The organism is Streptomyces bungoensis (assembly GCF_001514215.1).
In the GTDB taxonomy this organism is placed as follows: domain Bacteria; phylum Actinomycetota; class Actinomycetes; order Streptomycetales; family Streptomycetaceae; genus Streptomyces; species Streptomyces bungoensis.
The window spans coordinates 5,291-17,800 of the sequence record NZ_KQ948867.1 but is presented as its reverse complement, the minus strand read 5'-3'; the positions used below and the strand labels follow the sequence as shown (position 1 = coordinate 17,800).

15 protein-coding genes are annotated in these 12,510 nt (G+C 75.2%); 5 read left to right on the top strand and 10 right to left on the bottom strand.

What is annotated here, in order from left to right; translation table 11 throughout:
- Positions 1–6 precede the first annotated feature (6 nt).
- Positions 7–768, bottom strand: a complete 762-nt coding sequence (locus AQJ66_RS27290; protein WP_061927368.1) for a hypothetical protein — start codon at positions 766–768, stop codon at positions 7–9.
- 81 nt (positions 769–849) lie between these two features.
- Positions 850–1,311, bottom strand: a complete 462-nt coding sequence (locus AQJ66_RS27285) for a DUF1877 family protein (protein WP_061927366.1) — start codon at positions 1,309–1,311, stop codon at positions 850–852.
- A 393-nt stretch (positions 1,312–1,704) separates the two neighbouring features.
- Between AQJ66_RS27285 and AQJ66_RS27280 the strand changes: the two genes are divergently transcribed.
- Together AQJ66_RS27280 and AQJ66_RS27275 are read left to right on the top strand one after the other, a co-directional pair.
- Entirely contained in the window at positions 1,705–2,337 is a 633-nt protein-coding gene (locus AQJ66_RS27280) for an RNA polymerase sigma factor (RefSeq protein ID WP_061927364.1), read from the top strand.
- 64 nt (positions 2,338–2,401) lie between these two features.
- Positions 2,402–3,226, top strand: coding sequence for a hypothetical protein (locus AQJ66_RS27275; protein ID WP_061927362.1), 825 nt, complete (start codon positions 2,402–2,404; stop codon positions 3,224–3,226).
- Between the two features lie 25 nt (positions 3,227–3,251).
- Here the strand turns inward: AQJ66_RS27275 and AQJ66_RS27270 are convergent, their stop codons facing one another.
- From AQJ66_RS27270 to AQJ66_RS37805, 4 genes are all read right to left on the bottom strand, one after another.
- The gene (locus AQJ66_RS27270) at positions 3,252–3,479 is read right to left on the bottom strand and encodes a DUF4287 domain-containing protein (protein WP_061927361.1); all 228 of its coding nucleotides are present in this window, start codon (positions 3,477–3,479) and stop codon (positions 3,252–3,254) included.
- A 107-nt stretch (positions 3,480–3,586) separates the two neighbouring features.
- Complete coding sequence (locus AQJ66_RS27265; RefSeq protein WP_079060462.1) at positions 3,587–5,815, bottom strand: SpoIIE family protein phosphatase; 2,229 nt, start codon at positions 5,813–5,815, stop codon at positions 3,587–3,589.
- 6 nt (positions 5,816–5,821) lie between these two features.
- Positions 5,822–6,226: an STAS domain-containing protein gene (locus AQJ66_RS27260; RefSeq protein ID WP_159052652.1), complete on the bottom strand. Its 405-nt coding sequence runs from the start codon at positions 6,224–6,226 to the stop codon at positions 5,822–5,824.
- A 186-nt stretch (positions 6,227–6,412) separates the two neighbouring features.
- Entirely contained in the window at positions 6,413–6,586 is a 174-nt protein-coding gene (locus AQJ66_RS37805) for a CsbD family protein (RefSeq protein WP_079060460.1), read from the bottom strand.
- Positions 6,587–6,723: 137 nt separating this feature from the next.
- On the opposite strand from AQJ66_RS37805, the gene AQJ66_RS27255 reads away from it, so the two are divergent.
- The gene (locus tag AQJ66_RS27255; protein WP_061927359.1) at positions 6,724–6,894 is read left to right on the top strand and encodes a hypothetical protein; all 171 of its coding nucleotides are present in this window, start codon (positions 6,724–6,726) and stop codon (positions 6,892–6,894) included.
- A gap of 227 nt (positions 6,895–7,121) precedes the next feature.
- Here AQJ66_RS27255 and AQJ66_RS27250 read toward each other — a convergent pair whose 3' ends face one another.
- Positions 7,122–7,526, bottom strand: a complete 405-nt coding sequence (locus AQJ66_RS27250; protein ID WP_167359191.1) for an ATP-binding protein — start codon at positions 7,524–7,526, stop codon at positions 7,122–7,124.
- Between the two features lie 214 nt (positions 7,527–7,740).
- Between AQJ66_RS27250 and AQJ66_RS27245 the strand changes: the two genes are divergently transcribed.
- Both AQJ66_RS27245 and AQJ66_RS27240 read left to right on the top strand, forming a co-directional pair.
- Positions 7,741–8,589, top strand: a complete 849-nt coding sequence (locus tag AQJ66_RS27245; protein ID WP_061927357.1) for an RNA polymerase sigma factor SigF — start codon at positions 7,741–7,743, stop codon at positions 8,587–8,589.
- Between the two features lie 87 nt (positions 8,590–8,676).
- Complete coding sequence (locus AQJ66_RS27240) at positions 8,677–9,006, top strand: hypothetical protein (protein ID WP_061927356.1); 330 nt, start codon at positions 8,677–8,679, stop codon at positions 9,004–9,006.
- A 13-nt stretch (positions 9,007–9,019) separates the two neighbouring features.
- Here AQJ66_RS27240 and AQJ66_RS27235 read toward each other — a convergent pair whose 3' ends face one another.
- The 3 genes from AQJ66_RS27235 to AQJ66_RS40350 all read right to left on the bottom strand — a co-directional run bounded on the left by AQJ66_RS27235 (position 9,020) and on the right by AQJ66_RS40350 (position 12,416).
- Positions 9,020–10,288 carry an NAD(P)/FAD-dependent oxidoreductase gene (locus AQJ66_RS27235; protein WP_079060458.1) on the bottom strand — a complete coding sequence of 423 codons (1,269 nt, stop codon included), beginning with the start codon at positions 10,286–10,288 and terminating at the stop codon, positions 9,020–9,022.
- A 120-nt stretch (positions 10,289–10,408) separates the two neighbouring features.
- A complete protein-coding gene (gene sigJ / locus AQJ66_RS27230) occupies positions 10,409–11,353 on the bottom strand; it encodes an RNA polymerase sigma factor SigJ (protein WP_061927355.1) in 945 nt (314 codons plus the stop codon).
- Positions 11,354–11,384: 31 nt separating this feature from the next.
- Positions 11,385–12,416: a hypothetical protein gene (locus AQJ66_RS40350; RefSeq protein ID WP_244162953.1), complete on the bottom strand. Its 1,032-nt coding sequence runs from the start codon at positions 12,414–12,416 to the stop codon at positions 11,385–11,387.
- Between the last annotated feature and the right edge of the window lie 94 nt (positions 12,417–12,510).

Here is a 12,510-nt window from a genome sequence, read left to right as displayed (position 1 = left end):
CTCGGGTCACTTCACGGGCTTGTGGGACACGCCGAGGGCATGTCCGCGGGGGGAAGAGGCGGGGGCCGGAGCGGCGGTGGCCGTCGGGGTGGTGGTGGCGGTGGGGCCCGCGGTGGTTCCGGCGCCGGCCGCGGGGGCGGTCGAGGCCGTGGACCGGGCGGTCGGACCCGAGGTCGTCCGTCGCGCCCGGGGGCGGGAGGACGCGGCCGTGGAGCCGGCGCCGGCCGCCGGGTGGCCGGTGTCGGACGAGGGTTCGGGGGCGGTCGCGCGGTGCGTGGCCGAACCGGCGGTCTGCGGCTGCGGGACGAACGGGGCGCTGACGGTGGGACCGCCCAGCACCGTGCTGACCAGCAGGGCGACGTAGCCGCCTGCGGGGATCACCAGCAATCGGGCGGCGCGCAGCACGCGGCGCTGGCGGCGCCCCGAGGAGTCCACGAAGACCGGCCGCACCGGCTCGCCCTCCGCCGTGTCCCCCTGCGCGGGGCGGGTGGACGGATCGGGTTCCGGGGGGACGGCATACCCGCCGGGCTGCTGGGGAAGGTCGTAGGAGCCGGGCTGCGGGGGAAGGCCGTACGTGCCGGGCCGCGGGGAGAACGCGGTGAGGACGTCGCCGTGGCCGCGGGGTGCGCCGGGCGTGTCCCACGCCGTCGTGGCGAGGTGGCCGGGTCCGGTGGGGTCGGCGCCGCCGTCCCGGCCGCAGGCGTACCCGTACCCGGCGGCGCCGTACGGGTCGCCGCCGTACGCGCCGTTTTCGTCCGTCCACTGCACGAGTCGTGTCCCCTGTCCTGACCGGCCGGCCGACGCGGCCGTCCGCATGGACAGAGCGCGGCGGCCCGGAACCGTTACACCTCAGGCCTCGGGCAGCCACTTCACGACCGCGTCGCCGTGCTCGGCCGTGCGCGCGTAGAACGCCCTCAGCTCCTGGTGCGCCGCCGCGAACGCGCCCCACGTCTCGGACTCCGCGGCCGTGCCGCCGTAGCGCGGCAGCAGGGCGTCCCGGGCGAAGTCCCACAGCGCGTCGAAGTCGGCCGCCGCCAGGAACCCGGCCACCCGGCGGGTCTGCGCCGCCGTCAGCACCAGGAACGGCGGCCTGTGCCGGTCGGCCCGGAACACCGGCCGGCCGCCGAGCACCACCTGGGCCCCGGGCCGGCACCGGACCGGGGGGTGCGGGGGAACACCGGCGTAGATGCGCTCCTGGTCCCGGTAGCGGCGGACGGTCTTCGCGTCGCCCTCGAAACACCGTTCCAGCCAGTTCGCGCTGTTGCGCAGGGCCGGGGGCGGCACCGCGCGCAGACGGAGGTAGGCACTCATGCCAGGAGGAGCGCACGGGGGCGCCGAGCCGTCACGCGGGACGGCCGGGACCTCGGTCAGTGGTCGGGGCCCCGGCCGTCCCGTCCCTCCGCGTGCCGCCCACGGGGGGAGTCACGGACGGCACGCGGAGGAGTCCCGGGAAGCGGTCACGGCGCCGGCACCCCCGGGCGGCCGCCCGGGGGTCCCGACCGGTACCGCGCCCGGTATTCCCCCAGCGCAGAGGCCGCGCGAAGCGTCACCCGGCCGGGACGGGACACCGGCGGGACGTGAAGGACCTCTGGGGCGTTGTGACACTTCCGTGAGGGCGGACGCTGAACATCAGGGGCCGTCGGTGCGACCGGAGCGCGGCGGACGGCGGGCAGTCGCTACGAACAGGCGCGAACGAGGACGATCTTGGGCCAGGTACGGCAGCCCCGGCGCGCGCACGCGCGCGACGGGGAACTGGGCGCGGCGGTCGAGCGGGCCCAGGACGGCGACGAGACCGCCTTCGCGGTCGCCTACCGGATCGTGCAGCCGGGCCTGCTCGGCTACCTGCGCGGCATCGTCGGCGACGACGCCGAGGACGTGGCGTCCGACGCCTGGCTGGAGATAGCCCGCGACCTCGGACGGTTCAAGGGCGACGGCGCGGGCTTCCGTGGCTGGACCGCGACCATCGCCCGGCACCGGGCCCTGGACCACCTGCGGCGCCAGCGCGTGCGGCCCCGGGCGGGAGGGACCGAACAGGACCTGCTGGACCTGCCCGGCGCGCACAGCACCCATGACCAGGCGCTGGAGTCCCTCTCCACCGAGCGGGCCCTGGAGATGGTCCGCGGACTGCCCCGGGACCAGGCCGAGGCCGTGCTCCTGCGGGTCGTCGTCGGCCTGGACGGCCCCGCCGCCGCCCGCGTCCTCGGCAAGCGCCCGGGAGCGGTGCGCACCGCCGCCCACCGGGGCCTGAAACGGCTCGCCCGCCAGCTGGGCATCGGGGACGAGGCCGAGGAAGGTGTGACGCAAGGGGCTCACCGCGCGCTGGGGAAGTCGACATGAACGACGGCGGCGGCGGACCGGCGTGCCGAAGGAACGGACTCTGTGGGACAGGACGGAAGCGGACATGGGTGAAGGGCTGAGCGGCGGCGGAGTTCCGGGCCGCCGACGTGGGCCTGGCGGCGTCCTGTCCGGCTCCGCGGACAGGGGCGACGACGCCGCCCTGGAAACGTTTCTGTCCGCCGCCCTGCGCACGGAGACGCTCGACCCGCGGGCCGAGCAGCGGGCCGTGGCCGCCTTCCGGGCCGCCCGCGACACGGGCGCTCACCGGGCGCACGCCCGGCGCCGGGACGACTGGCGGGCACCCGGCCGGCGGCGTCCCCGGCGCTCCCTGAAGATGACGTTCGGTGCGGTGTTCGCCAGCCTCACGCTGGGCGGCGTCGCCGTCGCGGCCATCGGTTCCGTCGGCCCCTCCCACGGCGGCGGGGGCGCCGACCGGGACACCACCCACCCGTCGGCCCTCGCCCCGCACCGGCCGGGCGCCGCGGCCTCGCCAGCGCACTCCGGCGCCACCGAGCCCACGGGCGGACCGGCGGCCGCCCGGGACACCGAGGCCCACTGCCGCGCCTACGAGCAGGTGGGAGGCCACGGCAAGGCGCTCGAAGCGAAGGTCTGGCGGCAGCTCGTCAAGGCGGCCGGCGGCCGGTCCGAGGTCGCCGCGTACTGCTCCGAGCGGCTGACCCGGGCGACGGCCGCACCGAGCGGCTCCGCCGCCGACCGCGGTTCCGACAGCGCGGGCACCGGAAGCAGCGGGGCGGCGGGCGGGACCGGCGCCTCCGGCAGCGGCACCTCCGGCCGCACCGGCGCCTCCGGCAACAGCACCGGCACCGGCACCGGCGGCACGGACAGCGCGGGCGGGAAGGGCCGCACGGGCGGCGGGAAGCACAAATAGCGTCCCGCCACGCGTGGCGCCGGCTTCACTTGCCGATGTTCTCCGCGAGGGTGTTCTCCGCGAGGGTGTGCGCCACGAGCGCGTTCGCGTGGCCGTGCCCCAGGCCGTGCTCGCTCTTCAGCCAGGAGACGAGCTCCATGTGCCTGGTCAGCGGCGAGGCGCCGATCAGGGCCTGCCACTCGGATATCGGGCGGCCGTACTTCTTCTCGATCGAGGGGAAGTAGCTCGCGGGGCCCTTCACGGGTGCGGTCATGGCGGTCGTGTCCTCTCGGCCTGCGGGCTCTTCCGTACGTGTCACCGGTCATGACCGGCGGGTGCGGGAGAAGTCATCGGGCCGCCGATGTGACCTGCGCCACTCGGTCACAGGTCGGTCGGCGGTGCCGCCCTCAGGACCAGGATCGCCTGGTCGTCGTCTATCTCGTGGGTGCCGGAGAACGCGCGGACCGCGTGGGTCAGGTCCTTGATGACGTCGTCCGCGGTGGGGGCGGGGCCCGTGGCGGTCAGGGTGCGGACGAGGCGCTCCTCGCCGAACTGCTCGCCGTCGTCGTTGCGGGCCTCGGTGATGCCGTCCGTGTAGAGCAGCAGGCTCTCGGACGGCCGCAGGTGGAGGTGGTGGGCCTTCAGGTGCGGGACGGCTCCGATGCCGAGGAGGGAGCCCTCGCCGGTCACGGGGCGCGCGGTGTGCCGGGCGTCGATGTGGACCGGCAGGGTGTGGCCGGCGCGCACGAAGGTGATGTCGGCGCCACCGTCCGGGGCGGGCGTGAGGTGGCCGTAGACGAGGGTGACGAAGCCGGTGCCGTGGCTGTGCGGACGGTCGCGGAGGGCCTTGTCGACGGCCCGGACGACGGCCTCGGGTTCGGGCAGCAGGGGGGCGACGGCCCGGGCGGTGTGCCGGACGAGGCCGGTCGTGGTGGCGGCGGTGGCGCCGCGCCCGCAGACGTCGCCGAGCAGGAACGCCCAGGTGCCGTCGGCGAGGGGGAAGACGTCGTAGAAGTCGCCGCCGATGTCCAGCCCCTCGCCGGCGGGATGGTAGAAGGTGGCGGCCTGGACGCCGCGGAGGGCCGGGACCTCGGGGAGCAGGAGACCGGCCTGGAGGTCCCGGGCGAGGGTGACGCGCTGGTTGTACTGGCGGGCGTTGAGGGCGGCCGAGGCGGCGCGGCGCGCGAGTTCCTCGGCCAGGGCGACCGTGTGCCCGTCGAAGGTGTCCGCGCCGGTGGTCAGCAGGGTCAGGGTGGCGAAAGCGCGGCCGCGGTCGAGCAGGGGGACGCACAGGTAGCCGGTGACCGACAGGTCGCGCCAGGGGCCGGGCCCGGTGGGGGCGCGGCGGGCGACCTCGGTGAGGCCGGAGGCCAGGACGCGGGCGACCGCGTCGTCGGCGGTGTCGTACACCGGGATGTGGGCGGCGAGTGCCTCCTGCTCGGCCGCGGTGGGCGCGGCGGTCGCGATACGGCGCACCCGGCCGGACTGGACGATGTCGACCGCGCACAGCGGTGCCAGCTTCGGGGAGCACAGGGCGGCGAGCCGCCGCAGGGTCTGGGTGTGGTCCAGGTCGGAGGTCAGCAGGGTGCTGGCCTCCAGCAGGAAGGCGAGGTCGGCGCGGGCCGCCCGCTCCTTCGCCTCGGCCGCCTTGCGGGCCTCCTCGGTCCGGTGGCGTTCGATGGCCAGGGCGGCGGTCTCGGCGAAGACCCGGGCCAGGGCGAGGTCGGAGTCCTGAGGCGCGCGGGGGACCCGGTGGTACACGGCGAACGTGCCGAGCAGGGAGCCGTCGCGGGCCAGGATCGGGGTGGACCAGCAGGCCGCGAGGCGGGCGCGGTCCGCCAGCTCGCGGAAGTCGTCCCAGAAGGGGTGGGTGGCGATGTCGGCGACGACGACCGGCTCGCGCCGGTGGGCGGCGGTGCCGCAGGAGCCGACGCCCTCGCCGGTGGCGATGCCGTCGATGGCCTGGTTGTAGAAGTCGGGCAGGCTCGGCGCGGCGCCGTGCCGCAGGTGCCGTCCGTCGGGCCCGGCCAGCAGGACGGAGACGAGCACCTCCTCGGGCACGAGATCCTCGATGGCGCGTGCCATGCCCTCCAGCACCTGTTCCAGGGGAGCCTGGCGGGCTATCTGCTCCAGCAGGGCGCGGTGCTCGGCGGTGATCCGCTGGGCGTGCACGGTCCTGGTGGTGTCCACGCCGATGACGCGCACGCCGACGACGTTGCCGCCCGAGTCCAGCCGGGGCTCGTAGGTGAAGTCGAAGAAGGCCTCGCGCGCCTCGGGGCCGTCGCCCAGCAGGAGGCGGACGGCGGGGGCCGTGCGCCGCTCACCGGTGCGGTAGACGCGGTCGAGCAGGCGGAGGAAGCCCTGGCCGGCGAGTTCCGGCGCCAGCTGCCCCAGCGGTGCCCCGGTGCGCGCGTGCTCGGCGCCGCCGATCACGGTGAAGAAGGCGGCGTTGGCGGCCTCCACCATGTGGGCGGGCCCGGCCAGGGAGGCGAAGACGGCCGAGGGCCGGCGGAACAGGTCGCCGACGTCCCCCTCCGTCCCGTCGCCGGCGGGCCCGCCGGGACTCGGGGAGGTGCCGGGTGAGGGCTGCTGCCGTGGAACACGGGTCATCGCCCGCTACCTCCCGCTCGCCGAACGCAGCGAGCTCGGAGCATCCTCGCCGCGGGACTGTCGGACGCCGCTGCCGGCGGCCAGGGCCTCGTGCACGGTGGCGTGCACCGCGATCGCCTGGTCCAGCCCCGTCAGGGTGAAGATCCGCGTCACGGGCGCGGGCATCGCGGCCATGCGCAGCACACCGCCGTGGGCGGAGAGCGACTGGTACATCCGGACCAGGCAGTTGATGCCGGAGGAGTCGCAGAAGTCCAGTCCCGCGCAGTCGATCACCACCACGTTCGGCCCACCTTCCCCGGTGAGCATCCGGTCGGCGGCTTCCTGCAGCTGAACGGCGCTCTCGTAGTCGAGCTCGCCGCACAGCACGAACACGGACGCCTGGCCGGCTTGCCCCACTCGTACCGAGAACACCTCGACTGCCTCCACCTTGCCACAACCGGGACCGCCCGATGACAGAACGGAACCCGTACCCCGCGGAGAGCGGAAAACACCCGCGAGCCGCCCGCGGAATCCCACACGCCGGCCGGGCACGCGGGAAAGGGGCCGTCCCGGTCACGCCCGGGAGGGCCCCTTTCCGGAAATACCGCGGGGGCGGTGTCAGTGCCGGAAAGCGTCCTTCGTCTTTTCCTTGGCCTCACGGGCGTCACCCGTGCTCTTCCGCGCCTGGCCCTCGGCGGCCATGCGGCCGTTCCCGGTGGCCTTTCCCAGCGCCTCCTCGGCCTTGCCCTCGGCCTGCTCGGTCTTCGCCTTGGCCTTCTCACCGGCAGTCATGGAACGCGCCTCCTCCTGGTCATCGTCCGTTGTCGCGGTGAAACGCTCGTGCCCCCACGGTCCCTTCACAAACAAGGTCGCATTGACGAATGAGGGCACCGACAAAGGGCAGACGGAGGTGCAGGAGGTTGATAACTATGGTTCCCCTGCTTCTCGTTCTTCTTCTCGCCCTGATCCTTTTCGGCGCCGGTTTCGCCGTCAAGATCCTCTGGTGGGTGGCCGTGGCCGTGCTGGTGCTGTGGCTCCTCGGCTTCGTCATGCGCTCCAGCACCTCCGGCGGCGGTCGCGGCCGCTGGTACCGATGGTGACCCCCACCTGACACACGCATCGCTCCTCAGGGCCCGGCCGCCGTGGCGGCCGGGCCCTGAGGCATGCGCCGGAACGTGAAGCGGCCAGATCGCCCGAAGGAGTTCCAAAGCGGATACGGGGGTAGGCGGAGGGCGGCCGGGGGCGGGACGGCACGCGCGAAGGGACCGCGCCACCTCCTGCCGCACCCCGCCCCCGGCACCCGGGCGGGTGCCGGTGAGCGGCGCCCCTAGGCGACGGTGGCCGAGCGGGGCGGCTGGAAGCAGGCGATGACGTCCTTGCCCTGGGGGCAGCGGTGGGTCTGCCAGGCGTCGGCCAGCGCGCTGACGAGGAGCAGGCCCCGCCCTCCCGGCGCGTCCTCCTCCGGGGGGCGCGGCTCGGGCAGGCGCGGGGAGGCGTCGTGCACGGTCACGTGCAGGCACTCCTCGTCCCAGGTCAGGATCAGCTGCGCCGGGCTGTGGGCGTGCACGTGCGCGTTCGTGACCAGCTCGGACACCGTCAGCAGCACCGAGTCCACCAGGTCCGGGGCCGTCCGGGTCCAGCCGAGCGCCGCCAGGTGCTCCCGGGTCCAGTCCCTGGCCGCCTTCGGTCCGCTGCTCACCGGCAGTGAGCGTGCCCAGCCCACCGCTCTCATCGACGACTGCTCCACCACTGTCTCCTCCTAGCGACCGCCGGCCGGGTGCCCTTCCCGTGTGCCCCGGACCGGCGGGCCCAAGGGGGCGACGGGGATCCGGGCCCCGGGTTCGCCCATTCGCACCGAGGTGTGTGTAGGTGCAGGATTACGGGGTAACCGCGCGACGTCGACCGCCCCCGGTCGGCGTGTGACTCGTACTCGGGAGGGGAACAGCATGGTGCTCGTGAGCACGAAGGCAACCGGTCGTCAGTCCGCCGAGGAGCTGCCGGAAGTCGTCGATCCCTCCCAGGTGGCGCCCAAGGACGCCCGTGAGCTGTCCCGGCTGTTCTTCGGGCGGCTGGCGGTGCTGGAGGAGGGCACGCCGGAGTACAGCTACGCCCGCAACACGCTGATCGAGATGAACATGTCCCTGGTCCGCTACGCGGCCGGCCGCTTCCGCAGCCGCGGCCCGGAGGAGATGGAGGACATCGTCCAGGTCGGCATGATCGGCCTGATCAAGGCGATCGACCGCTTCGAGCTGTCCCGGGAGGCGGAGTTCACCTCCTTCGCCATCCCGTACATCGTCGGTGAGATCAAGCGGTTCTTCCGCGACACCACCTGGGCCGTGCACGTGCCGCGCCGCCTCCAGGAGGCCCGCGGCCAGCTCGCCCGGGCGACGGAGGAACTGCGCAGCCGGCTGGGCCGCACGCCGACGGTCAAGGAGCTGTCGCAGCTGATGAGCCTGCCCGAGGACGAGGTCCGGGAGGCCCGGCTGGCCGCCAACGGCTACAACTCCTCCTCCCTGGACGCCGCCATCGGCGGCACCGAGGACGGTGAGGCCGCGCTGCAGGACTTCATCGGCACCGAGGACGCGGCCCTGGAGCTCGTGGAGGACTTCCACACCCTGGCCCCGCTGATCGCCGAGCTCGACGAGCGCGACCGCAAGATCATCCACTGGCGGTTCGTCGAGGAGCTCACCCAGGCCCAGATCGGCGAGCGCCTCGGCGTCTCCCAGATGCACGTCTCCCGGCTGCTGTCGCGCACCCTCGCGCGCCTGCGCGAGGGCATGCTCACCGACCGCTGACGAAACCGACGCCCCCGGGCCGGCCACCCGCCTCCGACGGAGACGGGGCCGGCCCGACGTGGTTCTGCCCGTCAGTTCGGGGTCCGCTTGATCCCGTCGGCGACGGCCCGCTTCGGGACGGCGGCGGTGAAGGTCAAGCGGCTGGTGACCCGGTCGGTGGAGCAGCAGGTCCAGGTCACCGCCGTCTGCGACGACGCCCTGCGCGCGAAGGCGGCGTCAGGGGGCATCACGGAGGCCGCGGCCGACGAACCGGTACGGATCAACGCGCGGGCCGGGGAGCAGGCGCCGGCCGTGTCCGTCACCGGCATGGCGGTGACGGCCTTCGCCCGTCGGCTGGTGGCCCGGCGCGTTCCCGTCCCCGCCGGGGCGGGGGCGGAGGCCGGCGCGGGGCCGGAGCCGCCTCCGCCGGACCCGTAGCCGCCGCCGCGCGTCAGGCCGGGGCCTCGGCCCCCGAGGCCGCCTGGTCAGGCTGGGCCGACTGGCCCGACCGGGCCGAGCGGTCCGGCTGAGCTGACCGGTCCTGCTGGCCCGCGTGGTCCGGCCGCGCTACGACGGGGCGGCGCCGGACCGGCAGTCCGAGTGTCGGGTTGGCGACGCCCCAGGCCGCGCCCTTGCAGACCAGCTCCTTGTAGACGGCGGCGAGCCGGCCCGTCAGGGCGCCCCGGACCGCGCGGTCGTCGGCGGTGACGTACTGGATGAGGCCGTCCCCGCGGCCCAGCGAGATGCACTGGTTGAAGTAGCGCAGCGGCACCTTCGGGAGCTTGCCGCCGGTCAGGCGCGCCGCGATGGCGTCCGCGGCCTGCCATGCGGTGGGCACGCCCGAGGCGCACGACATCCGCAGCGGCTTGCCGCCCGGGCCCGCCGCCCGGGCGGCGTCGCCGATGGCGTACACGTCCAGGTGGGACACGGAGCGCATGGTGGCGTCGACGACGATCTGGCCCGTGCCGGTGACCTCCAGGGTGGTGGCCCGCGCGATCGGGTGGACGGCGAAGCCGGTGGCCCACACGGTGACGGCGGCCGGGAGGGACGTGCCGTCGGCGGTGGTGACGCGGTCGGGCTCGACGCCGGTCACCTCGGTGTGCTCGTGCACGGTGATGCCGAGCCTGCCGCAGGCCCCGCGCAGGTGCCGGCGGCCCTTGGGCGAGAGCCAGTCGCCGAGGCCGCCGCGCGCGGCGAGGGCGACGTCGAGGTCCGGGCGGGCCTCGGCGAGCTCGGTCGCGGCCTCCAGCCCGGTGAGGCCGCCGCCGACCACCAGGACGGGCTGCCCGGCGTCCAGGCCGGCCAGGCGCTCGCGCAGCCGGAGCGCACCGGCGCGGGAGCCGATCTCGTGGGCGTGCTCGGCGGCGCCCGGGACGCCCTGGTCGTGCCAGCCGCTGCCGAGGGCGTACACGAGGGTGTCGTACGCCAGTTCCTCGGGGCCGTTCGCGCCGAGGACGGCGACGCTGCGGCGGTCGGCGTCGACGGCGGTGACCCGCGCCGTCCGCACGGCGACGCCGGTGCCCGCGAACATCTCGGCGAGGGGCCGGGGTTCGAGGTCCTGGCCGGCCGCGAGCTGGTGCATCCGGACGCGTTCGACGAAGTCGGGCTCGGCGTTGACGAGGGTCACGGCGGCGCCCTCGGGGCGCAGCCGCCGGGCGAGGCGCCCGGCGGCGACGGCTCCGGCGTACCCGGCTCCGAGGACGACGATGCGGTGCTGCATCTCGTTGCTCCTGTCTCGATCGCTCCTGCTCCTGGGCGGTTCGCCCCTTGAACCGGGCGGCCCGCCCTTTCCTGACAGGCCTGCGATGTGAAGCACCTCACACCGGGGCCGGGGGCAGGGTCAGAAGCCGCCGATCCCGGGTTCGCCGTGGACGGTTGCCGCCCACCGCCGGGTGGCGCGGTCGAGCTTGTCGGGGTTGACCTGGCTGCGGAACGCGGCGATGCCGTCCGCGGTGATCTCCAGGCACATGACGCCGACGACCCGGCCGTCGACGACCCCCACGACGGCGGGGCCGCCGTTGGCGGTCGTGGCGTGGACCTCGGGCGAGCCGCCGACGTACGCCTGCTTGGCCTTGCTGGGCTTGAACAGGCCCCGCAGGAACTTCGCGACCGCGAGGGCGCCCTCGAACGCCTTGGCCCGGGCCGGGACCTTCCCGCCGCCGTCGCCGATCGCGACGGCGTCCTGGGTGAGCAGCCGCACCAGCGGCTCGGTCCGGCCGCTCGTGGCCGCCGCGAGGAACTCCTCGACGATCCGCCGGGCGGCGGCCCCGTCGATCTCGGCGCGCGCCTTCCCGGCCGCGACGTGCTTCTTCGCACGGTGGAAGATCTGCTGGCTGGCGGCCTCGGTGATGTCGAGGATCTCGGCGATCTCCCGGTGCGGGTAGTCGAAGGCGGCCCGCAGCACGTACACCGCCCGCTCGCCCGGGGACAGGCGCTCCAGCAGGGTGAGCACCGCGTACGAGACCGACTCGCGCTGTTCGGCGGTGTCGGCCGGGCCGAGCATCGGGTCCCCGGCGAGCAGCGGCTCGGGCAGCCACTGGCCCACGTAGGTCTCGCGGCGTGCGCGGGCCGAGGTGAGCTGGTTGAGGCACAGGTTGGTGAGGACCTTCGTCAGCCAGGCCTCGGGGACCTCGATGCGACCGACGTCGGCGGCCTGCCAGCGCAGGAAGGTGTCCTGCACGGCGTCCTCGGCCTCGCTCGCGGAGCCGAGGAGCCGGTAGGCGATGGCTTCCAGGCGGGGCCTGGCGGCCTCGAACCGCTCCACGTCGTTCATGGTCAGGGCCATGGCCCGGATCCTAGCCCCCGGGCGCCGGGCCTCAGGGGCAGGCGTAGGTGAGGTGGGCGGCGACCGGCCGGTGGGCCGGGGAGAGGATGCGCAGGTCGGCGCGTGCCGTGCGGCGGCCCTCGCCCTGGAAGGTCCAGCGCAGGTGCAGACGCGCCTGCCGCTGGCCGCGGACCACCACCTCCCGCAGGACGCCCGAGGCGGTGCCGTCGCTGCGGATCCAGCGGTACGAGAGCGTCCCCGGGCGGCCGTTCGTGGTGACTAGGCCGACGATGTCCGCGGTGCCCCCGCACCCGAGAGCCGCCGGCTCGGCCCGCACCGCCACGGTGCGCACCGCCACGGGCGGCCCGAGCCGCTGCCAGGCGAGGAAGGCGAGGACGAGCAGCACCACCAGGGCGGGCAGAGCGTGCCGGCGCAACCGCCGGCGCGGGGCCGCGGCGGGCGCGGCCAGGGCCGGGAGGGTCCGGTGGGTGCGGTGGGCGACGGCGGCGGTCACACCCGGCCCGAACCGCAGCACGCTGCCCTGGGCGCGATCGGCCTCCGGCCCCGGCTGCGCCCTGCCGGCGGACGGCTCCTCGGGGAGGGTGCCGTCGCCGTCCGGTTCGGGTCGCTGGATCCAGTGGCTGGCGAGAACGGTGGCGCTGTAGTCGGCGTCGGGGGTGGGAGCGTGGGTGGGGTCGTCGGCCGGGCCCTTCAGGTGGACGGTGGCGTCGTGCTCGGCGGCGAGGGCTTGAGGGGACTTGCCGACGGGCCGCAGCACCTGGGTGGCTTCGCCGACGGGGAGCAGCACCTGGGTGGCTTCGCCGACGGACGGCAGCACCTGCGTGGCTTCGCCGACGGGCGGCAGCGCACGGGTGGACTCACCGGCGGGCGACAGCGCCCGGGTCGGCTCGCCCGTCCGGGGCAGGACCTGAGCGGGCTCACCGGCAGGCGGCAGCACCTGCGTTGCTTCGTCGGCAGGCGGCAGCGCCGGGTGGGTCCCACCAGCGATCGACAGCGACTTGGTGGACTCGCCTGCCTCGGAGAGGGATTGTGTGGGCTCTCCCCCAGGCGACAGCACCTGCATGGCTTCCCCTGCAGGCGGCGGCACCCGGGGGGACTCACCGGCAGTCGACAGCGCCCGGGTCGGCTCCCCCGTCCGGGGCAGGACTCGCGCAGAC

Bases quoted from the DNA above. Each gene is read 5' to 3' on its own strand.
- AQJ66_RS40350 (WP_244162953.1), bottom strand. From the start codon at position 12,416: ATGCAGGTGCTGTCGCCTGGGGGAGAGCCCACACAATCCCTCTCCGAG.
- AQJ66_RS27285 (WP_061927366.1), bottom strand. From the start codon at position 1,311: ATGAGTGCCTACCTCCGTCTGCGCGCGGTGCCGCCCCCGGCCCTGCGC.
- AQJ66_RS27270 (WP_061927361.1), bottom strand. From the start codon at position 3,479: ATGACCGCACCCGTGAAGGGCCCCGCGAGCTACTTCCCCTCGATCGAG.
- sigJ (WP_061927355.1), bottom strand. From the start codon at position 11,353: ATGGCCCTGACCATGAACGACGTGGAGCGGTTCGAGGCCGCCAGGCCC.
- AQJ66_RS27265 (WP_079060462.1), bottom strand. From the start codon at position 5,815: ATGACCCGTGTTCCACGGCAGCAGCCCTCACCCGGCACCTCCCCGAGT.
- AQJ66_RS27250 (WP_167359191.1), bottom strand. From the start codon at position 7,526: ATGAGAGCGGTGGGCTGGGCACGCTCACTGCCGGTGAGCAGCGGACCG.
- AQJ66_RS27275 (WP_061927362.1), top strand. From the start codon at position 2,402: ATGGGTGAAGGGCTGAGCGGCGGCGGAGTTCCGGGCCGCCGACGTGGG.
- AQJ66_RS27245 (WP_061927357.1), top strand. From the start codon at position 7,741: ATGGTGCTCGTGAGCACGAAGGCAACCGGTCGTCAGTCCGCCGAGGAG.
- AQJ66_RS27255 (WP_061927359.1), top strand. From the start codon at position 6,724: ATGGTTCCCCTGCTTCTCGTTCTTCTTCTCGCCCTGATCCTTTTCGGC.
- AQJ66_RS27235 (WP_079060458.1), bottom strand. From the start codon at position 10,288: ATGCAGCACCGCATCGTCGTCCTCGGAGCCGGGTACGCCGGAGCCGTC.
- AQJ66_RS37805 (WP_079060460.1), bottom strand. From the start codon at position 6,586: ATGACTGCCGGTGAGAAGGCCAAGGCGAAGACCGAGCAGGCCGAGGGC.